The following is a 25,132-nucleotide window of genomic DNA, read 5'->3' on the forward strand; positions in this document are numbered from 1 at the left end:
TACACCTCACTCATGGCATGACATCGCCGGAGTTCGGGCCCAGTGTCTGGCCAACGAACAGATTGCCGCCGGGCTCGCTGGCCAGCAGCACCGCAACCGGCGCCACTTCATCGGCCAGGCCGAAGCGGCCCAGGGGCAACTCCTTGGCCTTGGCGCGTTTCCATTCTTCGCTGATACCGCCCACCAATGGCGTTTCAATCGGGCCCGGTGCGATGGCGTTGACCAGCACGTTGTCCTTGGCCACTTCCAGCGCCAGGGACTTGGTAAAGCCGATCACCCCAGCCTTGGCAGCCGCATAGTGAGTCAGTTCGGCGCCACCCTTGATGCCCAGTTGCGAGGCGACGTTGATGATCCGGCCCCAACGCTGCGCAAGCATGTGCGGCAAGGCGCGTTGGCTGGCGACGAACACACTGGTGAGGTCGACGCGCAGCATGTCGTTCCACATCTCGATGGTCAGGTCGACACAGCGCGCCTGGGTGAGCATGCCGGCGTTGTTGACCAGGATATCGATACCGCCGAACTGTTCGACGCAACGGTCGACGCTGGCCTGGGCGCCTTCGACGGTGCCGACGTCGGCCAGGCATTCGAACACCTCGGCGCCAAGGTTGCGGCAGGTGATCGCGGTTTCGGCGAGGCTGGCGGCGTTGCGGTCGGCCAATACCAGCTGCGCGCCTTCGGCGGCGTAGGCACGGGCGATGGCGGCGCCGATGCCGCTGCCGGCGCCGGTGATGACGGCGCGGCGGTGAGTCAGTTGAGGCATGTAAATTCTCCCGAGACAAACACGGTTCTAATGTGGGAGCTGGCTTGCCTGCGATGGCGGCGGGTCAGCCACACATGTGTTCACTGATACACCGTTATCGCAGGCAAGCCAGCTCCCACCTTTTTAAATGGGGTGCAGTCAGTCGGGCCAGCGTACGGTCAGGCCGCCGTCGATGACGATGCTTTGTCCGGTCAAATAGCTCGATGCCTCACTGGTCAAGAACTGCACCAGCGACGCGACTTCATCCGCCCGCCCTACCCGGCCCAAGGGGATAGCGCGCGCCGCTTTCGCCAAGCCTTCCGGGCCCAGGGAGTTCTTTGCATCCAGCGACTGTGGCGTCTCGATCAGACCCGGGATCACCGCATTGCAACGAATCCCCAGTGGCGCCAACTCCACCGCCAGCGACCGGCACAACCCCGGCACACCCGCCTTGGCGGCTGCGTAATGGCTGTGTTCCTGCCAGCCATACACACCACCGGCAATCGATGAAATCGCCACCAGCGCACCGCCTTCGCTCATGTGTCGGGTCGCTGCGCGGAAGGTGCGCATCACCCCCGTGAGGTCGACATTGAGCATCTCGTCCCACAGCGCGTCGGTCATCTCCAGCAAGGGTGCGCGGCGCAGCAAACCGGCGTTGGCCACTGCGTAATCCAGCCGGCCAAAATGCTGAATAGCTTGTTCGGCCAGGGCGTCCACCGAGGCGGTGTTGCCCACGTCCAACGGCAGCATCAGACATTCGCCACCCGCCTCTTCCACCCGGCTGACGGTGGTCTGCGGGTCATGGGGATCGGCCGGGAAATACCCGCCCACCACCGCCACGCCATGACGGGCATAGGCCACGGCGAGGGCTTGGCCGATGCCACTGGCGGCACCGGTAATCAACGCAACTTTACGGCTCATCGATCACTCCTTACTGAACGGTTTCCGGACGCACATGGCGTGCGGCAAACATCAACGCGCCGGACAGGAAGCACGGCAGCGCGCCGAACCACAGCGCGGCGGTCTGCCAGTCGCTGCCGGCGGACAACACTTGGGTCGCACCAAAGCCTGCGACCACCGCACCAATCGGGCCCATGGCATGGATGATCGCGCCGCCGGTGGCGCGGATGCTGGTGGGGAAGCTTTCACTGATAAAGAACAGCGCCGCCGAGTACGGCCCGATCAGGAAGAACAGGCCCAGGCTGTACAGCCCGACCACCATCGGCATATTGCTGGGGCCAAACAGCATCCCGGCGAACGACAGGCCGCCGAGCATCCAGCCCAGGCCGATCACGTTGCGGCGGCCGATCTTGTCGCCCATCCAGCCGTGGCTGAGGTAACCGCAGTAACCCACCAGGTTCGACAGCACAAGGATGATCAGCGAGTTCTCGAACGAGATGTGGTGCACGCTGACGATCACCGAAGTCCCCAGCACGCTGAATACTTGGATCGCGGCCCAGTTGAGCAACAGTGCCGCGCCGATCACCAGGGTGGCGCGTCGCGCCGGGCCACGGAATGCCGCTTTCAGGCCGGCCTTGCTGTGTTCGTCGTAGTCCACGCCGTAGGTCACGGCGACGTTCTGCGCTTCCTTCACCGCGCCGCTTTTACGCAGCTCGCTGATGCGCTGGTGGATCTGGAACTGCGGGCTCTCCTTGAGCTTGCGCGCCATGATCGCGATCACCACTGCCGGGATGGCGGCAAAGATGAAGCACCCTTGCCAGCCGATGATCGGCAGCAACAGCGCGGTCAACCCGGCAGCGATCAACGCACCGACCGGCCAGCCACCCTGCACCAGGCTGTAGATAAACCCACGGCGCTTGGTCAGGCGCGGGTCTTCCGAGGCGCCGTACAGCTCGCTCAGGTAAGTGGCGTTGACGGTTTCCTCGGCATAACCCAGGCCGCCCAGCGAACGGATCAGAATCAGCGGCGACTTGCCCCACGCGCCGCCAATCGCCGTCAGCGCCGAACACAGCGCAGAGCCGGCCACGGTGAAGATAATGCCTTTGCGCCGGCCCAATTTATCGACGACGGGGCCAATGGCAAAGGCGACCACCGCCGTACCCACCGCCACCCAGGTCGCGATTTCAGCTTGCTCCACTTCACCCCAGCCAAAGTGCCGGCCAATCTCCGGCAGCAAGGTGCCGAAGAGGATGAAGTCATACACCGCAAACACCCAGGCGAAAAACGCGATCCAAGTGGCGAAACGCACCTCCTTGGACGTCAGTTGCCGGGGTTTCCAACCAGTCAGGTCAAGCTTGTTGTAGATGGACATGGGTCGCGCCTCAGGGGGGCTGTTTTTTAAGGGTCAGGTACGGGGTTGGCGGCGGATGAAGTCGTCGGCGATTTCGTCGAAGGTGACGAAGCGCACGCCGGCATGGCTCTGGATGTGTTCGATCAGGCGCTCCAGCATCAGCAGCACTTGCGGGCGGCCGGAGACGTCGGGGTGGATGGTCATGGTGAACACCGCGTGTTCGTGTTCGCGGTAGACCCAGTCGAACTGGTCGCGCCACATTTCTTCGAGGTGACGCGGGTTGACGAAGCCATGGCTGTTGGGGGCTTTCTTGATGAACATCATCGGCGGCAGGTCGTCCAGGTACCAGTTGGCCGGGATCTCCACCAGGTCGGTTTCTTCGCCACGCACCAGCGGTTTCATCCAGGTGTCGGGGTGCTGGCTGTAGTCGATCTTGGTCCAGCTATCGCCCTTGCGCACGTAGTAAGGGTGGAAGTCGTTGTGCATCAGGCTGTGGTCGTACTTGATGCCTTTTTTCAGCAGCAGTTCGTTGGTGACCTTGCTGAATTCCCACCACGGCGCCACGTAACCCGTCGGGCGTTTGCCGGTGACCTGGGTGATCAGCTCGATGGATTTATCCAGGACGATTTCTTCCTGCTCGGCGGTCATGGCGATGGGGTTTTCGTGGCTGTAGCCGTGCACACCAATTTCGTGACCGGCGTCGGCCACGGCCTTCATCTGCTCGGGGAAGGTTTCCATGGAATGGCCGGGGATAAACCAGGTGGTGCGCAGGCCGTAGCGTTCGAACAACTTGAGCAGGCGTGGCGCGCCGATTTCACCGGCGAACAGGCCACGGGAGATGTCGTCCGGCGAATCTTCGCCGCCGTAGGAACCGAGCCAGCCGGCGACGGCGTCAACGTCGACGCCAAATGCACAGAGGATGTCTTTAGCCATGGTGTGTCTCCTTAAACGTTAAGTACGGTTTCGACGGACAACGCGGCGCGCAGCAGGCGTGCGTCTTCTCCCGTCGGGGCGCTGAGCAGCAACCCGGTGGGCAGGCCCTGGGCATCGCGGCCGCTGGGCAGGTTTACGCCGGGCATGTCGAGCAGACTGCCGGGCATGGTCAGGCGCAGGGTGGCGAGGTTGGTGTTGACGAACAGGTCGTCGTCGCCTGCCAGAGGCGCCAATGGGGGCGCGACGTGGGCGACGGTGGGTGTGATGAGGATGGCGCCGTCGAGGTCGTCGACCAGTTGCTGTTGCAGGCGGCGACGTGCATCGGTCAGGTGGATGAGCTGGCTGGCTGGCAGTGAACGCGCAGTTTCGAGGCGGCGGCGCACGCGCGGGTCGAGCAGCTCGGCGTCGGGGCTGTCGAGTAGCGTTTCGTGCAGGGCGAAGGCTTCAAAGGCGCCGAGCCAACCGTGGTGTTTGATCAGGTCCAGGGTCGCCTGGAACGTCGGGCATTCGCGTTCTTCGACCAGCGCGCCCTGGGCCTTGAGTTGCTCCACCGCGCGCAGCAGGTTGTTGCGCACAGCGGGTTCAGCGTCCTGTTGCGCCAACACAAAGCGCTGGCCCTTGAGGCTGCGGGCCGTGTGGGTTTGGGTGCGGCCATGCAACAGGTCGTCGATGGCCAGTGCATCGCGCACGCTACGGGTCAACGGGCCAAGGCTGTCGAGGGTGTGGGCCAGGGGGAAAACCCCATCGCGGCTGTAGCGGCGGCTGCTGCTGCGGTAACCCACCAGGCCATTGAACGCCGACGGGATACGGATGGAACCGGCCGTGTCGGTGCCCATGGCGATAGGCACGATGCCGGCAGCGACGGCGACCGCCGAGCCGGACGACGAACCGCCCGGAATACGCGGTTGGTCAGTGCCATGGGGATTGTGCGGCGTGCCGAAATGCGGGTTCAGCCCCAAGCCGGAATAGGCCAGTTCGCTGAGGTTGGTCTTGCCGACACTGACCATCCCGGCGCGGCACAACAGGCCGACAGTGGGGGCATCGAGCAAGGCCGCGGGCGCGTTGCGGCGGTAGGCGGCGCCCGCCGTGGTGACGCTGCCGGCCACATCAAACAGGTCCTTCCAGGCCAACGGCACGCCATCGAACACGCTCACTGGCTGGCCGGCGCGCCAACGGGCGGCGGCGGCTTCGGCTTCACGGCGGGCGCGTTCGCCCGTCAGGCTGATAAAGACGGCAGGCACCTGGCTGGCTTTCTCAAGTGCCTGTTCGAGGGCTTGCACCGGGTCGCTGCGACCGCTGGCGAAATCCTCGGCCATTGAAGTGGCATCTGACATCAGAATGACCCTCACAAAACGTATATATTAATAAAATGTACATTTTACGAAGGCAGCTTTCGTGCCAGTCTTAGCCGGGATCTTGGTTCGCAAAGAGTGAATCCCGCCTAGAGCATCGGGATAGATAGCTTTAAAGAGTAGGAAAAATGCTTGCAGGTGGGCGGGAAAGCACCTTCAATGAAATAATGTATCTTTTATTAATAAGTACATTTTGGTGCAGAAAAGTAACATTCCTACCTACAAGGCCCCAAAAAAGTGCCCGCGACGTGGCGCAGAGTGACAGGCGCAACTTATGAGAGAATCCCCGGCCACCGTCCTACAGCCTCCAGAGAAAGCGATGAAAGCAGTGTCCGCCTCGGCCTCCCGTTACGCGATGATTCATCAGGTGTTGCGTGACGCGATCGTCAACGGTACTGCGCGCCACGGCCTGGTCTTGCTGGAAGCACCGCTGGCCGAATTGTTCGGCACCAGCCGCGTGCCGGTGCGCAAGGCCCTGGACCTGCTGCACGCAGAGGGCCTGATCTGCCGCTTCAACGGCCGGGGTTATCTGATCAACCCCGAAGGCCTGGCGATGGAGCCTCTGCGCCTGCCCTTGAGCCACGCTCACCTGGGCCTTAACGGTGAAGATGAGCTGGTGGACACGCGACCGCTGGGCGAACGCATCGTCGAAGAGATCGGCGCGGCGTTGTCCACCTGTATTGCTTTCGGCCATTACCGCCTGGATGAGCAAGCTGCTGCCGACCACTACGGCGTCAGCCGCGCCGTGGTGCGCGAAGCGCTGATGCGCCTGCGCGACCGTGGCCTGGTGGAAAAGGAGCCCTACTCCCAATGGCTGGCGGGGCCGTTGACTGCGCGAGAAGTCACCGAAGACTACGAACTGCGCGCCTGCCTGGAGCCCGAAGCCCTGCGCCAAAGTGCCCCCCACCTCGACCGCGAATTGCTGGAGGCCATGCTGCAGCGCGTGCTGGATGCCCAGGAGAGCGCGCATTGCAGCCTGGAGGCCATCGAACAGATCGAGGAAGATTTGCACCAGCGCTGCCTGGCCGGCCTGCAGAACCGCAAAATTGCGGCGTTGATTCGCCAGGGCCAGAGCCCGATGATCATCAGCCGGATTTTCTACCGTTTGCTGGGGATCGGTGCTGATCCGGCCATGTTGGCTGAGCATCGCCTGATTCTGGAGCTGTTGCTGCATGGCGCGGTGGACGCGGCGGCGCTGAACCTGCGTGAGCACCTGCAGCGGGCTCGGCAGCGGATGTTGCAGCGCTTGAAAGTGCTCTCAGTGCTGCCCGAACAGCCGCTTCCCGCCTATCTGCACAAAATCAGCTGACCGCACATAATTCCAAATGTGGAAGCGGGCTTGCTCGCGAATGCGGTGGGTCAGTCAAAGATATATTCACTGATCCACCGCATTCGCGAGCAAGCCCGCTCCCACACTGGTCCTGCGGCGTAGTCGAGAATTTCATGCAATATGTTGCTATCTCGCCGCGACCATTGAAACCACCGCCGCCCCGCCCCATCTAAGCACCATACTTCCTTATGCAGGTGCCCCATGAGCGACCAGCAAGATTTCCCTGATTACGACTTGAACGACTACGCCGACCCCGAAAACGCTGAAACCCCGTCTTCCAATACCGGCCTGGCCCTGCCTGGGCAAAACCTGCCGGACAAGGTCTATATCATCCCGATCCACAATCGGCCCTTCTTCCCGGCGCAAGTGCTGCCGGTGATCGTCAATGAAGAGCCGTGGGCCGAGACGCTTGAGCTGGTGAGCAAATCCGAGCACCACTCCCTGGCGCTGTTCTTCATGGACACCCCGCCGGAAGACCCGCGCCACTTCGACACCTCCAGCCTGCCGCTGTACGGCACCCTGGTGAAGGTACACCACGCCAGCCGCGAGAACGGCAAGCTGCAGTTCGTTGCCCAGGGCCTGACCCGTGTGCGCATCAAGACCTGGCTCAAGCACCACCGCCCACCGTATCTGGTGGAAGTCGAGTACCCGCACCAGCCGAGCGAGCCGACCGATGAGGTGAAGGCCTACGGCATGGCGCTGATCAATGCGATCAAGGAGCTGCTGCCGCTCAACCCGCTGTACAGCGAAGAGCTGAAAAACTACCTCAACCGCTTCAGCCCCAACGACCCGTCGCCACTCACCGACTTCGCCGCCGCGCTGACCTCGGCCACCGGTAACGAGTTGCAGGAAGTGCTCGATTGCGTGCCCATGCTCAAGCGCATGGAAAAAGTCCTGCCGATGCTGCGCAAAGAAGTCGAAGTCGCGCGCCTGCAAAAAGAACTCTCCGCCGAGGTGAACCGCAAGATCGGCGAGCACCAGCGCGAGTTCTTTCTCAAGGAACAGCTCAAGGTCATCCAGCAGGAGCTGGGCCTGACCAAGGACGACCGCAGCGCGGATGTCGAGCAGTTCGAGCAACGCCTGGAAGGCAAAGTGCTGCCGGCCCAAGCGAAGAAACGCATTGATGAAGAACTGAACAAACTGTCGATCCTTGAGACCGGTTCGCCGGAATACGCGGTGACGCGCAACTACCTGGACTGGGCCACTTCAGTGCCGTGGGGCGTGTACGGCGAGGACAAACTCGACCTCAAACACGCGCGCAAGGTGTTGGACAAGCATCACGCGGGCCTGGATGACATCAAGAGTCGCATCCTCGAATTTCTCGCGGTGGGCGCTTATAAAGGCGAAGTCGCCGGCTCCATCGTGCTGCTGGTGGGCCCGCCGGGCGTGGGCAAGACCAGTGTGGGCAAATCCATCGCCGAGTCCCTGGGCCGGCCGTTCTACCGTTTCAGCGTGGGCGGCATGCGTGACGAGGCCGAGATCAAGGGCCATCGCCGCACCTACATCGGCGCGCTGCCAGGCAAGCTGGTGCAAGCGCTCAAGGATGTGGAGGTGATGAACCCGGTGATCATGCTCGACGAGATCGACAAGATGGGCCAAAGCTTCCAGGGCGACCCGGCCTCGGCGCTGCTGGAAACCCTCGACCCGGAACAGAACGTCGAATTCCTCGATCACTACCTGGACCTGCGCCTGGACCTGTCCAAGGTGCTGTTCGTGTGCACCGCCAACACCCTGGATTCCATCCCCGGCCCGCTGCTGGACCGTATGGAAGTGATTCGCCTGTCGGGCTATATCACCGAAGAAAAAGTCGCCATCGCCAAGCGCCACCTGTGGCCCAAACAGCTGGAAAAAGCCGGTGTGTCGAAAAACAGCCTGACCATTAGCGACGGCGCCCTGCGTGCCTTGATCGACGGTTATGCCCGCGAAGCCGGGGTGCGACAGTTGGAGAAACAACTGGGCAAGCTGGTGCGCAAGGCGGTGGTCAAGCTGCTGGATGAGCCGGATTCGGTGATCAAGATCGGCAACAAGGACCTGGAAAGCTCGCTGGGCATGCCGGTATTCCGCAATGAACAAGTGCTGTCCGGCACCGGTGTGATCACCGGCCTGGCCTGGACCAGCATGGGCGGCGCGACCTTGCCGATCGAAGCGACGCGCATCCATACGCTCAATCGCGGCTTCAAGCTCACCGGTCAGTTGGGCGAAGTGATGAAGGAATCCGCCGAAATCGCCTACAGCTACATCAGCTCCAATCTGAAGTCGTTTGGCGGTGATCCGAAATTCTTCGACGAAGCCTTCGTGCACTTGCATGTGCCGGAAGGTGCCACGCCAAAAGATGGCCCGAGCGCCGGTGTGACCATGGCCAGTGCGCTGCTGTCCCTGGCGCGTAACCAGCCGCCGAAAAAAGGCGTGGCCATGACTGGCGAGCTGACCTTGACCGGGCATGTACTGCCGATTGGCGGGGTGCGCGAGAAAGTGATCGCGGCGCGACGCCAGAAGATTCATGAACTGATCCTGCCGGAGCCGAATCGGGGCAGTTTTGAGGAATTGCCGGAGTACCTGAAGGAAGGCATGACGGTGCACTTTGCCAAGCGCTTTGCGGATGTGGCGAAAGTGCTCTTCTGATAGTTATGTAGTGCCTGGTCTGGCCTCATCGCGGGCAAGCCCGGCTCCCACAGGGATCGGTGTTGTTGATGACAAATCGGTCAAATGTGGGAGCAGGCTTGCCCGCGATGGCGTCTGTCGCAACAACACAAATCCCTCTTGTCACACCTTGTCTCATCTTCGGTTATGCTCGCCCTTCGTCGTGAATGAACGGAGCCCCCATGACCGCTGCCCGCCTGCTTCTCCCCTTGAGCCTTGCCCTACTGGCCGCGTGTGCCAGCGCACCGAAGCAAAACATCAGCGTGGACAACCAGAGCGCCTGCCCGCTTCAACTTAAAACCGGGCAAAACCTGATCCTCACCCTGCCAAGCAACCCCACCACCGGTTACCGCTGGGCCATCCAGGACTCCGCGGGCGGCGTGCTGCGCGCACTCAGCCCAGAGGTGTACAGCAGCACAGAATCCGGCGTGATCGGCGGCGGTGGCCAGTCGACCTGGCGCTTCCAGGCCTTCGCGGCCGGCCAGGGCCGTTTACGCTTGACCTCCCAGCAGCCCTGGGAACCGGAAGCCGAACCCGCCGAAACCTTCGACTGCGCCGTTACGGTGAACTGATATGCCATGGCTGATTCTTGCGTTGATGGGCGCCGGCACTTTTATCTACGGCCTTGCCACCCATGCCACCTTGTTGTGCCTGCTGGTCAAACCGTTGCCGGTACTGGCACTGCTGGGCTGGCTGCATGACGCGCCGCCCACCGACTATCGACGCTGGATCAGCCTGGGGCTGATTTTTTCCCTGGTGGGCGATGTACTGCTGGCCTGGCCGGGCGACCTGTTCATCTTCGGCTTGGGTGCCTTCCTGTTTGCGCATTTGGCGTACCTCAAAGCCTATTTCAGTGACTGTCGCCGCTTGGCGCTGCTGCCGCTGGTATTGGCGCTGGGCGTGGGCGCGATCCTGCTGAGCATCCTGATCTCCCATGGCCTGGGTGACTTGCTGATTCCAGTGGTGGTTTATGCAACCGTGATCAGTGTCATGCTCTGGCGTGCGTTGGCGCGACTGGGCAGCGACGTGCCGAAACGCTCGGCATGGCTGGCGGCGGCAGGTGCGGTGTCGTTTGTGTTTTCTGACACGCTGATTGGTATCAATCGGTTTGTGGTGGCGTTCGATGCAGCACCTTATTTGCTGATCACCACGTATTGGCTGGGCCAGTGGGGCATCACTGCCTCGGCTTTCCATCAGACAACCCGCGCACATGAGGGCCAACTTGGCTAAAATGCCGGCCTTTCCCCAATCGTCGCCGGAACAACCGTGAGCAAAGAACCCGATCGCCTTTTCGCCCAGCCCCTGCCCCAGGTGCCGGACTTCGCCTTTAACGAGGACGTGGTGCGGGTGTTCCCGGACATGATCAAGCGCTCGGTGCCCGGCTACCCGACCATCGTCGAGAACCTCGGCGTACTCGCCGCGCAGTTCGCCCAACCCAACAGCATGCTGTATGACCTGGGATCCTCGCTTGGCGCGGTGACCCAGGCCCTGCGCCGCCATGTGCGCACCGACGGTTGCCGGGTGATCGCTGTGGATAACTCGGCGGCGATGGTCGAGCGTTGCCGTGAATACCTCAATGGCCAGGACTCGATGTTCCAGGAGCTGCTGCCGGTCGAGGTCATCGAGGGCGATATCCTCGCGCTGCAGTTCCAGCCGGCCTCGGTGGTGGCGTTGAACTTCACCCTGCAATTCATCGCGCCCGATGAGCGCCTGGCGCTGCTCTCGCGCATCCGCCAATCATTGTTGCCGGGCGGTGCATTGATCCTTTCGGAAAAGCTGCGCTTCAATGATCCCGAAGAACACGCGCTGCTCACCGACCTGCACATCGCGTTCAAACGCGCCAACGGCTACAGCGAACTGGAAATCGCCCAGAAGCGCAGCGCCATCGAAAACGTCATGAAGCCCGACAGCCTCGAAGAACACCGCGAACGCCTGCTGGCGGCCGGGTTCTCTAAAGTCGTGCCGTGGTTCCAGTGTCTTAACTTTGCCTCGTTGATTGCCTTGCCATGATTGATCTGTCCCCCCTCGCCCGCCACTTGGTCGGCACTCCCCTGGCCGTGTGGGCCCAGGGCCTGCAAGCGCAACTCGATAGCAAGATGGAAAAGGGTCATGGCGACCTGGAGCGTTGGCAGAGTGCGTTGGATGCGCTGCCTGCGATCCAGCCCAGCGAAGTGGATTTACTCAACGGCCTGACACTCGATACCGACTGCGACGAAGACACACGCGTGCAGATGCATGCCGCGCTGATGGGCCTGAGCCCTTGGCGCAAAGGGCCGTTCCACCTGTTCGGCGTGCATGTGGACACCGAATGGCGTTCGGACTGGAAGTGGTCGCGCGTGGCCCCACACTTGGACTTGAAGGGCAAGCGCATCCTCGATGTCGGCTGCGGCAACGGCTACTACATGTGGCGCATGCTCGGCGCCGGTGCCGACAGCGTAATTGGCGTGGACCCGAACTGGCTGTTCTTCTGCCAATTCCAGGCGGTGCAGCGCTACCTGTCCGAGCCCAAGGCTTGGCACCTGCCGTTCCCGTTCGAAGACCTGCCAGCAAACCTCGAAGGCTTCGACACGGTGTTTTCCATGGGCGTGTTCTACCACCGCCGCTCGCCGATCGAGCATTTGCTGGCACTGAAGGACACCTTGGTCAAAGGCGGCGAACTGGTGCTGGAAACCCTGGTGGTCGAAGGCGATCAGCAACAAGTGCTGGTGCCGGAAGATCGCTACGCGCAGATGCGCAACGTGTGGTTCCTGCCGTCGGTGCCAGCGTTGATGCTGTGGCTGCGGCGTGCCGGGTTCAGTGATGTGCGCTGTGTGGATGTGAGCGTCACCACCGTCGAGGAACAGCGTGGGACAGAGTGGATGAAGTACCAGTCGCTGAGTGATTTCCTTGATCCGGAAGATCACAGCAAAACCATCGAAGGGCTGCCGGCGCCGATGCGAGCGGTAATCATCGCTCGCAAGTAACCCCCACCTCCCTAAATGTAGGAGCGGGCTTGCTCGCGAATGCAGTGGATCAGCCATGTATAGAGTGACTGACCCACCGCATTCGCGAGCAAGCCCGCTCCCACATCGGTTTTCGAGTGTTCTTTAAAGGGTGGCTTTTGCCCGGCGCGCCTTGAAGAACTCGCTCAAGACCGTCCCGCACTCTTCTGCCAATACCCCGCCTTCAAACAACACCCGATGATTCAAAAAGCCCTGGGTAAAAAACTGCCCCTGGCTTTGCACGATCCCGGCCTTGGGCTCCAGCGCGCCATACACCACCCGCGCAATCCGTGAATGCACGATCAAACCGGCGCACATGCTGCACGGCTCAAGGGTCACATACAGGGTGCTGCCCACCAGGCGGTAGTTGCTGATGGCTTGCGCGGCGGCGCGGATGGCGACCATTTCGGCATGGGCGCTGGGGTCGTTGCCGCTGATGGGGCAGTTGAAGCCACGGCCGATGATTTCTCCGTCCTGCACCAACACAGCGCCTACGGGGACTTCACCCAATGCAGCGCCTTGGGCGGCAAGGGCCAGGGCTTCGCGCATGAAGTCCTGGTCGCGGCTGCGGTCGATGATCGCGGTGGGGCGAAACTGACGCATCACGCCACCTCGATGGCGGCCATCAGGCCGGTTTCCATATGGTCGATCACGTGGCAATGGAACATCCACACCCCGGGGTTATCCGCCACCAACGCCACGCGAGCACGCTCGTTCTTGCCCAGCAGGTACGTGTCGGTGAAGTACGGGATCACCTTGTGGCGGTTCGAAGCGATCACCTTGAAACTCATGCCGTGCAGGTGGATCGGGTGCTGGTACTGGGTCATGTTCTTCAATTCGAAAATGTAGCTCTTGCCCTTTTCCAGCTTGGCAATCGGGCGGTCGGCGCAGGTCTTGTCGGTGATGTCCCAGGCCTGGCCGTTGATCTGCCACAGGCTCGGCGGCTTGCCGTTGTCGACATTGACCGAAACGGAGCCCACCCACTCGAAATTGAAGTTGAGTTTCTCGGCATTCGCCAGGTCCGGCTCGCTGATCGGGTTGGCCGGCAACGCCGGCGGCCACTCGGTGGGTGCATCGGTGTTCGCCACCGAACGGAACGTACCGAGGCGCACCGGGCCATTGCGGATCGACAGTTCTTCGCCGGCCGGCGGTGCCTTGATCGCCAGGCAGATGCGCATGCCGGGGCCCAGCCAGTATTCCTTGCCCAACGGGCGCGGCTCGATAGGGTTTCCGTCCAGCGCGTAGATCTGCGCTTCGACGTCAGGGATGTTGATGCGATAGGTCAGGGTGTTGTCGAGGTTGAGCAGGCGCACGCGGGTGATCTGCCCGGCCGGCAAATCGATGACAGCCTGGGACACGCCGTTGATCGTCGACAACCGCCCCGCCGTGCCGCCACGCGCCGCTTCACGGGGAATGCTGAAGGCCACGAAAGCGCCCTCTTCGTCCACGTGCCAGCTTTTCAGGCTGAGGGTGCGCTCGTGCTTGAAACCGGTGGGTTCGCGTTCCTCGATGATCAGCGGGCCGACCAGGCCACGGCCCAGCTCTTCGCTGCTGTTCACATGGGGGTGATACCAGTAGCTGCCGGCGTCGGGCACGCGGAATTTGTAATCGAAATATTCACCGGGCAGCACTGGTAATTGCGAGACGTAGGGCACGCCGTCCATTTCCAGTGGCAGGCGGATGCCATGCCAGTGAATGGTGGTGGCGACCGGCAGGTGGTTGATAAAGCGCACCCGCAGCCATTCACCCTGGCGCACGCGCAATTCGGTGCCCGGCGCGGATGGGCCGAATGCCCAGGCCTCGGTCTTGTGCCCCGGTACCAGTTCCACGTCCAGCGGTGCGGCGATCAGTTCGTAATCGTGCCCGGCCTCGGCCTCGGCGACTTTCCCCAGCCAGTAGCGGTAGGCGCCACCGGCCCCCACACCCACTACGGCCAGGCCTGCGAGACCACCCAGGATTTGTCGACGGGAAAAGGATCGGGACACAACAACCTCACGTATCTGCCGCAGGCTCAGGGCCTGCAAAGGGCAGATACGATACACCTGCATCGGCTAAACAGTAAGGCTTCGCATTGCCGCATGGCTGAAACGCGGGGGAAAACACCAGAGATCAAAAGACGGAATACGCCTATGTGGGAGCGGGCTTGCTCGCAAATGCAGTGGGTCAGCCATACATGAATCGACTGACACACCGTATTCGCGAGCAAGCCCGCTCCCACACAAGCCCATTTCCACAGGGGGATTGCGGTGTTATTTAGTGCTTGGCAGCAGCGCTCAGGATCAGCGCTTTCATCTCGGCGACGGCGCCCTTGAAGCCGACGAACAGCGCATGAGCCACCAGCGCATGCCCGATGTTCAGCTCGTTGATGCCCTTGATCGCGGCCACGGCTTCGACGTTGTGATAGTGCAGGCCATGCCCGGCGTTGACGATCAGGCCTTCCTTGAGGCCGCAGCTCACGCCGTCAATGATGCGTTGCAGCTCGTCGGCCACTTCAGTGGGCGTGGTGGCATCGGCGTATCGGCCGGTGTGCAGCTCGATGGCCGGCGCACCGACACGACGCGACGCTTCGATCTGGCGCTCGTCGGCGTCGATGAACAGCGAGACTTCACTGCCGATTTTCGACAAGCGCTCCACGGCGGCCTTGATCCGCGCTTCCTGGCCGGCCACGTCGAGGCCGCCTTCGGTGGTCAGTTCCTGGCGGGTTTCCGGGACCAGGCAGATATGCGCCGGGCGGATGCGCTCGGCGAAGGCCATCATTTCTTCAGTGACGCCCATCTCGAAGTTCATGCGGGTTTGCAGCACGTCCTTGAGCAGCAGCACGTCGCGCTCCTGGATGTGCCGGCGGTCTTCGCGCAGGTGCACGGTGATACCGTCGGCGCCCGCTTCTTCGGCGTCCAGCGCGGCCTTGACCGGGTCAGGGTAACGGGTGCCCCGGGCCTGGCGCAGGGTAGCGACGTGGTCGATGTTGACGCCAAGGAGAATGCGATTGCTGGTGGTCACGGAAGCGCTCCTGAAAAGGGAAAGAATCGGTGCACAGCATACACGGGGATGTCAGGGCTTTCGAAACAACTCGCGACTGACCAGCGGCCGTCCGCCCAGGTGCACGGCCAGCGCCTGGCGCATCAGGCGCTTGGCGGCGGACAAGGCGCCGGGCGCCGTCCAATCCGCTTCGCTCATGGCCAACAGCTCGGTGCCCTGGAACAGACCGGGTTGCAGCAGGTACACGCGCTCAAGGCCGGCGTCGACTTGCAGGCGGTAGAGGCCGTCGGCGGCGATGGGGTCGCCGTGCAGGTCGTTGGCGAGTTCGAAGCCGTAGCCCAGGTCGTCCAGCAGGCGCCATTCAAACGCGCGCAGCAGCGGCTCCAGCGGGCGGCCTTCGGCCAGCGCCAACAAGGTGGCAGCGTAGTGATCGAAGACGGCCGGGTGCGGGTCTTCGGCGGGGAGCAGGCGGATCAACAGTTCATTGAGGTAGAGGCCGCTGAACAGCGCCTCGCCATTGAGCCAGGCAGAAGTGCCGACGCTTTCCATGCGACCGACGTTTTTCAACTCGCCTTTGCCGCGAAACTCCACGTCCAGGGCCACGAAAGGCCGCGCCAACGTGCCCGCCTTGCCCCGCGCGCTGCGCAACACCGCGCGCAGGCGGCCTTGGGGCGTGAGGAAGTCCACCAAGGCGCTGGTCTCGCGGTAGGCGCGGCTGTGCAGGACGTAGGCGAGTTGGCTGGGGGGTGGGGATTGGGACATGAAAGTCTCTTCGCGGAACTTAAGAACAGCGATAAACCAATGTGGGAGCGGGCTTGCCCGCGATGCAGGCACCTCGGTTTTTCTGTTGCACCGAGGTGATGCTATCGCAGGCAAGCCAGCTCCCACACAAGCCGGCTCCTACAGCGGAGCGATCTTACAGGTCGCCGTAGCCCAGGGAGCGCAGTGCACGCTCATCATCGGACCAGCCACCCTTCACCTTCACCCACAGGTTGAGCATGATCTTGGAATCGAACAGCAATTCCATGTCCTTGCGCGCCTCGGTGCCGATGCGCTTGATGCGCTCGCCCTTGTCGCCAATGATGATCTTCTTCTGGCCGTCACGTTCGACGAGGATCAGCGCATGGATGTGCAAGGTCTTGCCCTGCTGCTTGAACTCTTCGATCTCGACGGTGATCTGGTACGGCAGCTCGGCGCCCATCTGGCGCATGATTTTCTCGCGCACCAGTTCGGCGGCAAGGAAACGGCTGCTGCGGTCGGTGATCTGGTCTTCCGGGAAGAAGTGCTCGTTCTCCGGCAAGTGCTCGGCGATCACGCGCTCAAGGGCATCGAGGTTGTGGCCGTGCTGGGCGGAGATCGGCATGATCTGCGCGTTCGGCAGTTGTTCTTGCAGCCAGCTGAGGTGCGGCATCAGCTCGGCTTTGTCCTCGATACGGTCGGTCTTGTTCAGCGCGACGATCAACGGGCCGGTGACGTACTGCACACGCTCGAGAACCATCTGGTCTTCGTCGGTCCACTTGGTGCGGTCGACCACGAAGATCACCACGTCGACGTCTTTCAACGCCGCCGACGCGGTCTTGTTCATGTAGCGGTTGAGGGCTTTCTCGCCGCCTTTGTGCATGCCCGGGGTATCGACGTAGACCGCTTGCACGGTGCCTTCGGTCTTGATGCCCAGCATGTTGTGGCGAGTGGTCTGCGGCTTGCGCGAGGTGATCGCGAGCTTCTGGCCGAGGATGTGGTTGAGCAACGTGGACTTGCCCACGTTCGGGCGGCCGACGATGGCAACATAGCCACAGCGTGTTGCGGTTGAATCAGTCATGGCCATTCTCCACGCCCAGGGCAATCAGTGCTGCAGCGGCCGCTACCTGTTCGGCAATACGACGGCTCACACCCTGACCTCGGCTTTTTTCATTCAGTAAGGTGATTTCACATTCCACGAAGAACACGCGGCAATGGGGCTCACCCTGGATATCCACCACTTCGTAGCGTGGCAGTTCGCAACCGCGGGACTGCAGGAATTCCTGCAGGCGGGTCTTGGGATCTTTGTTGGTGTCGACCAGCGTGAGGCTTTCGATCTCGGACGTCAGCCACGCGGTGACACGTTCCTTGGCCGCTTCCATGCCGGCATCGAGGTAGATCGCACCGATCAGCGCCTCGAGGGCGTCGGCCAGGATCGATTCACGCCGGAAACCGCCGCTCTTCAATTCGCCAGAGCCCAGGCGCAGGTACTCGCCCAGGCCGAAGCCACGGGCCAGCACGGCCAGGGTCTCGCCCTTCACCAGGCGCGCGCGCAAGCGCGACAGCTGGCCTTCACGGGCTTGGGGGAAGCGCTCGAACAGGGCTTCACCGGCGACGAAGTTGAGGATGGCATCACCGAGGAATTCCAGGCGCTCGTTATTGCGCCCTGCAAAGCTGCGGTGTGTAAGGGCAAGGACCATCAATTCCTGGTCCTTGAAGGTGTAGCCGAGCTGGCGCTCGAGACGGCTTAAAGAAACGCTCACGGTTTACCCATATCTGTTTGGTGGCACCGGCGGCCATCGACGATTGACGCAGTGTTCAAATTCAAATCCTGATTGGTGCTGCATGAGGCGGGACCGATTTGTCCCCACCCCAGAAAAGCATTCGGCGCTGTGTTCACAGCGCCGCCTGTATTACTTGATCAGCCCGACCCGCGAGAAGTTCGGCAGGTGGCTGAGTTTGGGTTCCGGCCAGCTCATCCAGACCGCGAAGGCCTTGCCGACGATATTCTGGTCGGGAACCATGCCCAGCAGGTCCTTGGGAATGTTGGGGTCATCCCAGTACCGGCTGTCATTGGAGTTGTCGCGGTTGTCGCCCATCATGAAGTAATGCCCGGCCGGCACTGTCCACTGGCCGTCAGGCTGGGCACGGTAGCGGCTCATTTCCTTGCGGATTTCGTGCTCCACCGCACCGAGTTTTTCCTGATACAACTCGGCGCTGCCCAGGCTGTTCGGCTCGGAGCCGATCAGTTTCTCGGCCACCGACTCGCCGTTGATGAACAGGCGCTTGTCGCTGGTGTAGCGGATCACGTCGCCCGGCAAGCCGACAACACGCTTGATGTAGTTGACGTTAGGGTCGCTCGGGTAGCGAAAAACCATCACGTCGCCGCGCTGCGGGTCACCGATCTCGATGACCTTCTTGTCGATCACCGGCAGGCGGATCCCGTAGGAAAACTTGTTCACCAGGATGAAGTCGCCCACGTCCAGGGTAGGTTTCATCGACCCCGAGGGGATCTGAAACGGTTCCACCAGGAACGAACGCAGCACCAGCACGATGAACAACACCGGGAAGAACGACTTGCCGTATTCAACCAGCAAGGGCTCTTTGTTCAGCTTCTCGATCACCACGCCATCGGGCTGGCTGACGCTGCCCTGATAGGACGCGATAGCCGCCCGCCGACGCGGGGCGAAGAACACCAGATCGAGCAACGCCAAGAGACCGCAAACGGCAACGGCGATGACCAGCAACAGCGGGAAATTTAGCGACATAGGACCTAACTATCCAACCTGAGCACCGCAAGGAAGGCTTCTTGTGGAACTTCCACGTTACCTACTTGCTTCATGCGTTTTTTACCGGCCTTTTGCTTCTCAAGCAGCTTGCGCTTACGGCTTACGTCGCCGCCGTAGCATTTGGCCAGTACGTTCTTTCTGAGTGCCTTGACGGAGGTCCGCGCAATGATCTGCCCGCCGATGGCGGCCTGGATCGCGACGTCGAACATCTGGCGCGGAATCAGTTCTTTCATCTTCTCGGTCAACTGGCGACCTTTATAGTGCGCGTTGTCCTTGTGCACGATCAGTGCCAGGGCATCGACCTTGTCACCGTTGATCAACACATCCAGTTTCACCAGATTAGCCGATTGGTAACGGTCGAAATGGTAATCCAGCGAAGCATAGCCGCGGCTGGTGGACTTGAGGCGGTCGAAGAAGTCCAATACCACTTCGTTCATCGGCATGTCGTAGGTCACTTGGACCTGGGTGCCGAGGAACAGCATGTCGCGCTGCACGCCACGCTTTTCAATACACAGGGTAATAACGTTGCCCAAGTGCTCCTGCGGGACCAGGATATTGGCCCGCACGATAGGCTCGCGCATGTCTTCGATCGCCGAGAGATCCGGGAGCTTGGACGGGTTGTCGACGTAAATCGTTTCACCGGTTTTCAGCAACAACTCGAAAATAACCGTTGGCGCGGTGGTGATCAGGTCCAGGTCGTACTCGCGCTCAAGGCGCTCCTGGATGATTTCCATGTGCAGCATGCCCAGGAAGCCACAGCGGAAGCCGAAGCCCAGGGCGTCGGAGCTTTCCGGGGTGTACTGCAACGACGAGTCGTTGAGGGTCAGCTTTTGCAGGGCCTCGCGGAAGTCTTCGAAGTCATCGGAGCTGACCGGGAACAGACCCGCGTAGACCTGCGGCTGGATGCGCTTGAAGCCTGGCAGCACGTCGACATCCGGCGTGGAGCTCAGGGTCAGGGTGTCACCCACCGGCGCGCCGTGGATGTCCTTGATACCGGCGATGATGAAACCTACTTCACCGGCTTTCAGATCAACGGTCGCGGTGTGCTTGGGGTTGAAGACACCGACGCTGTCCACCAGGTGGATCTTGCCGGTGGATTTGACCAGGATCTTGTCGCCCTTCTTCACACGGCCGTGGCGCACGCGTACCAGGGAGACAACGCCCAGGTAGTTGTCGAACCAGGAGTCGATGATCAACGCTTGCAGCGGATCTTCGTAGTTGCCGGTCGGGGCTGGAATGGTCTGCACCAGGCGTTCGAGCACTTCGTCGACACCCAGGCCGGTCTTGGCGCTGCAGGTGACGGCGTCGGTGGCGTCGATGCCGATGATCTTCTCGATCTCTTCCTTGACGCGCTCAGGCTCGGCCTGAGGCAGGTCGATCTTGTTCAGCACGGGCATGACTTCCAGGCCCTGCTCGATCGCGGTGTAGCAGTTGGCAACCGACTGCGCTTCCACACCCTGCCCTGCGTCAACCACCAGCAAGGCACCTTCACAGGCCGCCAGGGACCGGCTGACTTCGTAGGTGAAGTCGACGTGGCCTGGGGTGTCAATGAAGTTCAGTTGGTAGGTGATGCCGTCTTTGGCTTTGTAATACAGCGTAACGCTGTGGGCCTTGATGGTGATCCCGCGCTCGCGTTCGAGGTCCATGGAGTCCAGTACCTGGGCTTCCATTTCACGCTCGGCAAGGCCGCCGCACATCTGGATGAATCGATCGGCCAGCGTCGACTTACCATGGTCAATGTGGGCGATGATGGAGAAATTGCGGATATGACTCAAATCACTCACGGATCAACACTCAAAAAGGCTGCAGGCAGATTGCCCGCTGAAAAATAGCCGGGAATTGTACCTGATGCTCAGGCCAGACGTCATCTTTGCTGACCAGAACAAAAATGCCCCGATCTCTCGACCGGGGCATTTTTTGTTCATAAGCGAGGCATCAACCGGCTCGACGAAGTAGCCAGAAGCCAGCCAAGGCACAGATGGCCGTGGGCACCAGCACCGCAAACAGCGGCGAGAAGCCGAACACCAGGCTCGACGGGCCAAGCAGGTCCTGGGCGATACGGAAGGTGAAGCCCACCAGTACGCCGGTAAACACGCGCTGGCCGAGGGTAACCGAGCGCAACGGGCCGAAGATGAACGAAATCGCCATCAGCACCAACGCTGCAGTCACCACCGGCTGCAATACCTTGACCCAAAATGCCAGCCAGTAACGGCCATTGTTCAGGCCTTGGTCCTTGAGGTAGTGGATGTAACCCCACAGCCCGGAGATCGGCAGGCTTTCCGGGATCATCACCACGGTATTGAGCAATTGCGGCTTGAGGGCGATGTCCCACTCCTGGCTCGGCACATTGATCACTTCGGTGCTGGCCTTGGTGCCTTGCCCGATATTGCGGAAATAGGTGGTGGTAACGTCGCTCAGTTGCCATTTTTCGCCACTGTATTGCGCACGTTTGGCGAAACTGGACTCCAGCAGGTGACGCTCTTTGTCAAAGGTGTAGCGGGTCACACCAATCAACAGGCCGCCTGGCTGCACGGCGTTGATGTGGATGAACTCATCGCCCTGGCGGTGCCACAGGCCATGCTTGGAACTCTGCGCATCACCCGACCCCTGGGCCAGGGCGCGATTGGCCTGGGCAGTGGTTTCGGCCGGTGGCGCCACGTATTCGCCGATCAACACACTGCACGCCATCAGCAGCAGCATCGGCTTCATCACGGCCCAGACGATTCGACCGATGGACACGCCGGCGGCGCGCATGATGGTCAGTTCGCTGTTGCTGGCCAGGCTGCCCAGGCCGATCAGGCAGCCGATCAGTGCGGCCATCGGCATCATGTCGTAGAGACGACGCGGCGCGGTGAGGGCCACGTAGCTCAGCACGTCCCACACGGTGTAGGTGTCGCTGACGTTCCCGACTTCATCGATGAAGGCGAACAACGACGCCAGGCCCAGGATGATGCCCAATACCGCCAGGATGGCGATCAGTACGCTGCTACCAATGTAGCGATCGAGCTTAGCCACGAGCCAACTCCTTCTGGCCACGACGGCTCATCATTTTCAAACGGATCGGTTCCCAATAGAGCAGGCCCAGGCCAATCACCAGGAAGATCCCGTGCACCCACCACAGGCCGAGGGTCGGCGACAGCTTGCCTTTCTCCAGGGAGCCACGGGCGGAAATCAGGATGGTGAGGTAAGCCATGTACAGCAGGATCGCCGGCAACAGCTTGAGGAAACGGCCCTGGCGCGGGTTGACGCGCGACAGCGGCACCGCCATCAAGGTCACGATGAACACCAGCAGCGGCAGGGAAATCCGCCATTGCAGCTCGGCGATGGAGCGCAACTCCTTGCTGCCGAACAGCTCGGTGGTGGGGATGGCGTCGCGGTCGGTGACTTCGTCACTGATATCCGGGCGGGCGAGCATCACGCCGTAGGTGTCGTACTTGATCGCACGATAATCGGCCATGCCCGGGCTGCCGTCATACCGGTAGCCATTTTCCAGGATCAGGTAGCGGCTGCCGTCGGGACGCACTTCCTGGCGACCGGAATCCGCCACCAGTACGGAAATACCACGGTCTTTCTTGTCCTGGCCCAGACGCTTCTCGGAGATGAACACACCGCCCAGGTTGGCGCGGTCGTCGGTCAAGGTCTCGGTGTAGGTCACCCGCGACCCATCATTGAGCGCCTGGAAGCGGCCAGGCTCGAGGGTGTCGAACTCGGTCATCGCGTCCTGCTTGTTCAACACCAGTTGAAACTGCATGGCGCCCTGGGGCGCCAGGCTCAGGCTCAGCCAGGCGACGATCAACGCGACGCCGGCGGCCGGGATCATGGTCATGCCCAGCAGGCGCTGTTGGCTCATCCCCGTGGCCGAGAGCACGGTCATTTCGCTTTCGAGGTACAGCCGGCCATACGCCAGCAGGATCCCGAGGAACAGGCCCAACGGCAGGATCAGCTGCAGGAAGCCCGGCAGTCGGAACCCCATGATCAGGAACAACGAGCCTGGGTCGAGGGCGCCGGAGGCAGCCTGGGCCAGGTATTTGACGAAACGACCACTCATGATGATGACCAGCAATACCGCACTCACGGCACTCAGGGTCAACAGGACTTCGCGGGACAGATAACGGAAGACGATCAAACCAGACACTCCAGGGTTGTCAGGCTAAGGCGGCCAAACAAGCAAGCATACCGAGTCAGCCCCATTACACAGGGCCGGCTAAAAAGATGGCGCATTATCCTGTGATTGGCCGCGCCTGTCACTGCGCAACCTCATGCACGCGCACAAAGCATGCGCCAAGGGTTGTCAGGCTCCGCCGGCGAGGTTCAAACTGCGGCCTTTGTCGCCGGCGGTTTACACAGCTGCCTGGTATTAAAGCCGGAGTACAGACTCCTGGCTAACCGACCTTTATAAGGGACCCGAAAATGGAATTGGTTGTAAAAAGCGTTAGCCCCGAAACGTTGAAAACCGCCACCCTCGTGGTCGCCATCGGCGAAGGCCGCAAGCTCGGCGTTGCCGCCAAGCAACTCGACGAACTCAGCGGCGGCGCCATCAGCGCAGTGCTCAAGCGCGGCGACCTGGCCGGCAAAGTCGGCCAGAGCCTGCTGCTGCAAAGCCTGCCCAACCTCAAGGCCGACCGCGTATTGCTGGTGGGCGTGGGCAAGGATGCTGAACTGGGCGACCGTCCGTTCCGCAAAATCATCAGCGGCATCCTCACCACCCTCAAGGGCCTGGGCGGCAGCGATGCAGCGCTGGCACTCGACGAAATTGTTGTAAAAGGCCGTGACAGCTACGGCAAGACCCGCCTGCTGGCCGAGAGCCTGGTAGACGGCGGTTACATTTTCGACCAGTTCAAGAGCACCAAGGCCGAACCCCGCGCCCTGAAGAAAATCACCCTGCTGACCATCAAGGCGGCCCAGGCTGAAGTCGAGCGCGCCGTGACTCACGCGACAGCGATCGCCAACGGCATGTCCTTCACCCGCGACCTGGGCAACCTGCCACCGAACATCTGCCACCCGACGTTCCTGGGCGAACAGGCCAAGGCACTGGGCAAAGAGTTCAAGGGCCTGAAGGTCGAAGTGCTGGACGAGAAGAAGATCAAGGATCTGGGCATGGGCTCGTTCTATGCCGTAGGCCAGGGCAGCGACCAGCCGCCACGCCTGATCGTGATGCAATACAACGGCGGCAAGAAGTCCGAGAAGCCTTACGCCCTGGTAGGTAAAGGCATCACCTTCGACACCGGCGGCATCAGCCTCAAGCCGGGCCTGGGCATGGACGAGATGAAGTACGACATGGGCGGCGCCGCCAGCGTGTTCGGCACCCTGCGTGCCGTGCTGGAACTCAAGCTGCCGATCAACCTGGTGTGCATCCTGGCCTGCGCCGAGAACATGCCGAGTGGTGGCGCGACCCGTCCGGGCGACATCGTTACCACCCTGAGCGGCCAGACTGTCGAAATCCTCAACACCGACGCCGAAGGCCGCCTGGTACTGTGCGATGCCCTGACCTACGCCGAACGCTTCAAGCCACAGGCCGTGATCGACATCGCCACCCTGACCGGCGCCTGCATCGTCGCCCTGGGTTCGCACACCTCGGGCCTGCTGGGCAACAGCGACGAGCTGATCGAGCAACTGCTCAGCGCCGGCAAGGCGGCCGACGATCGCGCCTGGCAACTGCCGCTGTTCGATGAGTACCAGGAACAGCTGGACAGCCCGTTCGCCGACATCGCCAACATCGGCGGCCCAAAAGCCGGCACCATCACCGCTGCCTGCTTCCTGTCGCGCTTTGCCAAGAACTTCAACTGGGCCCACCTGGACATCGCCGGCACAGCCTGGACCAGCGGCGGCAAGGACAAAGGCGCCACTGGCCGTCCGGTGCCACTGCTGACCCAGTACCTGCTGGATCGCGCCAAGGCCTAAGCGCCCCCCCTGCGTAGGCGCCGGCTTGCCGGCTCCTACAAGGGGGATGCGTATGCCCAGGAACTGCAATGACCCAAGTCGACTTCTATATATTGCCCAGCGCCGACCCGCTCGCGCGCTTGGACTTTGCCTGCAAACTCACCGAAAAAGCCTGGCGCATGGGCCACCGCATCTACCTGCACTGCAGCGATGCCGCCCAGCGCGACGAGCTGGATGCCCGCCTGTGGCGCTTCAAGGGCGAAAGCTTCGTGCCCCACGGCCCCGCCGAATCTGAACCCGAAGGCCTGGTGGTACTGGGTTTGGGCGACAGTTGCGGCGACCACCATGACCTGCTGGTCAACCTGGACCTGAAAGTGCCGCCGTTCGCCAAGGCATTCGCCCGCGTGGCGGAAGTCGTGGTGGAGGACCCGGCTATTCGTCAGGCCGCGCGGGAGAGTTTCCGTTTCTACCGCGAACAGGGCTATCCTCTGCAAGATCACCGGCTACAACGACTTTGAGT

The 25,132-nt window shown here is 61.8% G+C and carries 23 protein-coding genes; 8 read left to right on the forward strand and 15 right to left on the reverse strand.

Annotation, left to right across the window (positions count from 1 at the left end):
- Nucleotides 1-10: 10 nt before the first annotated feature.
- The 5 genes from CWC48_RS04860 to CWC48_RS04880 form a co-directional block, all read right to left on the reverse strand.
- A complete protein-coding gene (locus tag CWC48_RS04860) occupies nucleotides 11-760 on the reverse strand; it encodes an SDR family NAD(P)-dependent oxidoreductase (RefSeq protein ID WP_078047066.1) in 750 nt (249 codons plus the stop codon).
- 138 nt (nucleotides 761-898) lie between these two features.
- Nucleotides 899-1,660: an SDR family NAD(P)-dependent oxidoreductase gene (locus CWC48_RS04865; protein WP_078047065.1), complete on the reverse strand. Its 762-nt coding sequence runs from the start codon at nucleotides 1,658-1,660 to the stop codon at nucleotides 899-901.
- 10 nt (nucleotides 1,661-1,670) lie between these two features.
- On the reverse strand, nucleotides 1,671-3,011 hold the full coding sequence (locus CWC48_RS04870; RefSeq protein WP_099494135.1) for an MFS transporter: 1,341 nt from the start codon (nucleotides 3,009-3,011) through the stop codon (nucleotides 1,671-1,673).
- Nucleotides 3,012-3,044: 33 nt separating this feature from the next.
- On the reverse strand, nucleotides 3,045-3,923 hold the full coding sequence (locus CWC48_RS04875) for a polysaccharide deacetylase (protein WP_003234086.1): 879 nt from the start codon (nucleotides 3,921-3,923) through the stop codon (nucleotides 3,045-3,047).
- 11 nt (nucleotides 3,924-3,934) lie between these two features.
- Complete coding sequence (locus tag CWC48_RS04880) at nucleotides 3,935-5,257, reverse strand: amidase (protein WP_078047063.1); 1,323 nt, start codon at nucleotides 5,255-5,257, stop codon at nucleotides 3,935-3,937.
- Nucleotides 5,258-5,594: 337 nt separating this feature from the next.
- On the opposite strand from CWC48_RS04880, the gene CWC48_RS04885 reads away from it, so the two are divergent.
- From CWC48_RS04885 to cmoB, 6 genes are all read left to right on the forward strand, one after another.
- Nucleotides 5,595-6,584 (forward strand): GntR family transcriptional regulator, encoded by a 990-nt coding sequence (locus tag CWC48_RS04885; protein ID WP_100491426.1) that lies wholly within the window; start codon nucleotides 5,595-5,597, stop codon nucleotides 6,582-6,584.
- A gap of 222 nt (nucleotides 6,585-6,806) precedes the next feature.
- The gene (gene lon / locus CWC48_RS04895; RefSeq protein ID WP_078047061.1) at nucleotides 6,807-9,227 is read left to right on the forward strand and encodes an endopeptidase La; all 2,421 of its coding nucleotides are present in this window, start codon (nucleotides 6,807-6,809) and stop codon (nucleotides 9,225-9,227) included.
- 200 nt (nucleotides 9,228-9,427) lie between these two features.
- The gene (locus tag CWC48_RS04900; protein ID WP_099494131.1) at nucleotides 9,428-9,817 is read left to right on the forward strand and encodes a protease inhibitor I42 family protein; all 390 of its coding nucleotides are present in this window, start codon (nucleotides 9,428-9,430) and stop codon (nucleotides 9,815-9,817) included.
- 1 nt (nucleotide 9,818) lies between these two features.
- On the forward strand, nucleotides 9,819-10,475 hold the full coding sequence (locus CWC48_RS04905; protein ID WP_100491427.1) for a lysoplasmalogenase: 657 nt from the start codon (nucleotides 9,819-9,821) through the stop codon (nucleotides 10,473-10,475).
- Nucleotides 10,476-10,511: 36 nt separating this feature from the next.
- Nucleotides 10,512-11,255, forward strand: a complete 744-nt coding sequence (cmoA, locus tag CWC48_RS04910; RefSeq protein WP_078047058.1) for a carboxy-S-adenosyl-L-methionine synthase CmoA — start codon at nucleotides 10,512-10,514, stop codon at nucleotides 11,253-11,255.
- Complete coding sequence (gene cmoB / locus CWC48_RS04915; protein ID WP_100491428.1) at nucleotides 11,252-12,208, forward strand: tRNA 5-methoxyuridine(34)/uridine 5-oxyacetic acid(34) synthase CmoB; 957 nt, start codon at nucleotides 11,252-11,254, stop codon at nucleotides 12,206-12,208. Before cmoA ends, cmoB begins: the two co-directional genes overlap by 4 nt.
- Nucleotides 12,209-12,331: 123 nt before the next feature.
- On the opposite strand, the gene tadA is transcribed toward cmoB, so the two are convergent.
- The 10 genes from tadA to lptF all read right to left on the reverse strand — a co-directional run bounded on the left by tadA (nucleotide 12,332) and on the right by lptF (nucleotide 22,858).
- Nucleotides 12,332-12,829 (reverse strand): tRNA adenosine(34) deaminase TadA, encoded by a 498-nt coding sequence (gene tadA, locus CWC48_RS04920; protein ID WP_078047056.1) that lies wholly within the window; start codon nucleotides 12,827-12,829, stop codon nucleotides 12,332-12,334.
- On the reverse strand, nucleotides 12,829-14,211 hold the full coding sequence (locus CWC48_RS04925) for a multicopper oxidase family protein (protein ID WP_099494203.1): 1,383 nt from the start codon (nucleotides 14,209-14,211) through the stop codon (nucleotides 12,829-12,831). Before CWC48_RS04925 ends, tadA begins: the two co-directional genes overlap by 1 nt.
- A 268-nt stretch (nucleotides 14,212-14,479) precedes the next feature.
- A complete protein-coding gene (pdxJ, locus tag CWC48_RS04930) occupies nucleotides 14,480-15,226 on the reverse strand; it encodes a pyridoxine 5'-phosphate synthase (protein ID WP_078047054.1) in 747 nt (248 codons plus the stop codon).
- Between the two features lie 51 nt (nucleotides 15,227-15,277).
- The gene (gene recO, locus CWC48_RS04935; RefSeq protein ID WP_099494129.1) at nucleotides 15,278-15,967 is read right to left on the reverse strand and encodes a DNA repair protein RecO; all 690 of its coding nucleotides are present in this window, start codon (nucleotides 15,965-15,967) and stop codon (nucleotides 15,278-15,280) included.
- Between the two features lie 154 nt (nucleotides 15,968-16,121).
- Entirely contained in the window at nucleotides 16,122-17,024 is a 903-nt protein-coding gene (era, locus tag CWC48_RS04940; RefSeq protein ID WP_034102340.1) for a GTPase Era, read from the reverse strand.
- Complete coding sequence (rnc, locus tag CWC48_RS04945; protein WP_016978270.1) at nucleotides 17,017-17,706, reverse strand: ribonuclease III; 690 nt, start codon at nucleotides 17,704-17,706, stop codon at nucleotides 17,017-17,019. The genes era and rnc overlap by 8 nt, the downstream gene beginning before the upstream one ends.
- A gap of 150 nt (nucleotides 17,707-17,856) precedes the next feature.
- Nucleotides 17,857-18,711: a signal peptidase I gene (lepB, locus tag CWC48_RS04950; protein WP_078047052.1), complete on the reverse strand. Its 855-nt coding sequence runs from the start codon at nucleotides 18,709-18,711 to the stop codon at nucleotides 17,857-17,859.
- Nucleotides 18,712-18,716: 5 nt separating this feature from the next.
- Complete coding sequence (gene lepA / locus CWC48_RS04955; RefSeq protein WP_028618986.1) at nucleotides 18,717-20,516, reverse strand: translation elongation factor 4; 1,800 nt, start codon at nucleotides 20,514-20,516, stop codon at nucleotides 18,717-18,719.
- A 151-nt stretch (nucleotides 20,517-20,667) separates the two neighbouring features.
- Nucleotides 20,668-21,747 (reverse strand): LPS export ABC transporter permease LptG, encoded by a 1,080-nt coding sequence (gene lptG, locus CWC48_RS04960; protein ID WP_100491429.1) that lies wholly within the window; start codon nucleotides 21,745-21,747, stop codon nucleotides 20,668-20,670.
- Nucleotides 21,740-22,858 carry an LPS export ABC transporter permease LptF gene (gene lptF / locus CWC48_RS04965; RefSeq protein ID WP_028618984.1) on the reverse strand — a complete coding sequence of 373 codons (1,119 nt, stop codon included), beginning with the start codon at nucleotides 22,856-22,858 and terminating at the stop codon, nucleotides 21,740-21,742. Before lptF ends, lptG begins: the two co-directional genes overlap by 8 nt.
- A 284-nt stretch (nucleotides 22,859-23,142) precedes the next feature.
- On the opposite strand from lptF, the gene CWC48_RS04970 reads away from it, so the two are divergent.
- Both CWC48_RS04970 and CWC48_RS04975 read left to right on the forward strand, forming a co-directional pair.
- The gene (locus tag CWC48_RS04970) at nucleotides 23,143-24,633 is read left to right on the forward strand and encodes a leucyl aminopeptidase (protein WP_078047050.1); all 1,491 of its coding nucleotides are present in this window, start codon (nucleotides 23,143-23,145) and stop codon (nucleotides 24,631-24,633) included.
- A gap of 68 nt (nucleotides 24,634-24,701) precedes the next feature.
- Nucleotides 24,702-25,130: a DNA polymerase III subunit chi gene (locus CWC48_RS04975; protein WP_012722396.1), complete on the forward strand. Its 429-nt coding sequence runs from the start codon at nucleotides 24,702-24,704 to the stop codon at nucleotides 25,128-25,130.
- The last annotated feature ends 2 nt before the right edge of the window (nucleotides 25,131-25,132 follow it).

The sequence above is a fragment of the Pseudomonas sp. S10E 269 genome (genome assembly GCF_002798465.1).
Classification (GTDB): domain Bacteria; phylum Pseudomonadota; class Gammaproteobacteria; order Pseudomonadales; family Pseudomonadaceae; genus Aquipseudomonas; species Aquipseudomonas pergaminensis.

What these genes read in the sequence shown, in the direction of transcription:
- CWC48_RS04860 (WP_078047066.1), bottom strand. Translation starts at nt 760, where the DNA reads ATGCCTCAACTGACTCACCGCCGCGCCGTCATCACCGGCGCCGGCAGC.
- CWC48_RS04865 (WP_078047065.1), bottom strand. Translation starts at nt 1,660, where the DNA reads ATGAGCCGTAAAGTTGCGTTGATTACCGGTGCCGCCAGTGGCATCGGC.
- CWC48_RS04870 (WP_099494135.1), bottom strand. Translation starts at nt 3,011, where the DNA reads ATGTCCATCTACAACAAGCTTGACCTGACTGGTTGGAAACCCCGGCAA.
- CWC48_RS04875 (WP_003234086.1), bottom strand. Translation starts at nt 3,923, where the DNA reads ATGGCTAAAGACATCCTCTGTGCATTTGGCGTCGACGTTGACGCCGTC.
- CWC48_RS04880 (WP_078047063.1), bottom strand. Translation starts at nt 5,257, where the DNA reads ATGTCAGATGCCACTTCAATGGCCGAGGATTTCGCCAGCGGTCGCAGC.
- CWC48_RS04885 (WP_100491426.1), top strand. Translation starts at nt 5,595, where the DNA reads ATGAAAGCAGTGTCCGCCTCGGCCTCCCGTTACGCGATGATTCATCAG.
- lon (WP_078047061.1), top strand. Translation starts at nt 6,807, where the DNA reads ATGAGCGACCAGCAAGATTTCCCTGATTACGACTTGAACGACTACGCC.
- CWC48_RS04900 (WP_099494131.1), top strand. Translation starts at nt 9,428, where the DNA reads ATGACCGCTGCCCGCCTGCTTCTCCCCTTGAGCCTTGCCCTACTGGCC.
- CWC48_RS04905 (WP_100491427.1), top strand. Translation starts at nt 9,819, where the DNA reads ATGCCATGGCTGATTCTTGCGTTGATGGGCGCCGGCACTTTTATCTAC.
- cmoB (WP_100491428.1), top strand. Translation starts at nt 11,252, where the DNA reads ATGATTGATCTGTCCCCCCTCGCCCGCCACTTGGTCGGCACTCCCCTG.
- tadA (WP_078047056.1), bottom strand. Translation starts at nt 12,829, where the DNA reads ATGCGTCAGTTTCGCCCCACCGCGATCATCGACCGCAGCCGCGACCAG.
- recO (WP_099494129.1), bottom strand. Translation starts at nt 15,967, where the DNA reads ATGTCCCAATCCCCACCCCCCAGCCAACTCGCCTACGTCCTGCACAGC.
- era (WP_034102340.1), bottom strand. Translation starts at nt 17,024, where the DNA reads ATGACTGATTCAACCGCAACACGCTGTGGCTATGTTGCCATCGTCGGC.
- lepB (WP_078047052.1), bottom strand. Translation starts at nt 18,711, where the DNA reads ATGTCGCTAAATTTCCCGCTGTTGCTGGTCATCGCCGTTGCCGTTTGC.
- CWC48_RS04970 (WP_078047050.1), top strand. Translation starts at nt 23,143, where the DNA reads ATGGAATTGGTTGTAAAAAGCGTTAGCCCCGAAACGTTGAAAACCGCC.
- CWC48_RS04975 (WP_012722396.1), top strand. Translation starts at nt 24,702, where the DNA reads ATGACCCAAGTCGACTTCTATATATTGCCCAGCGCCGACCCGCTCGCG.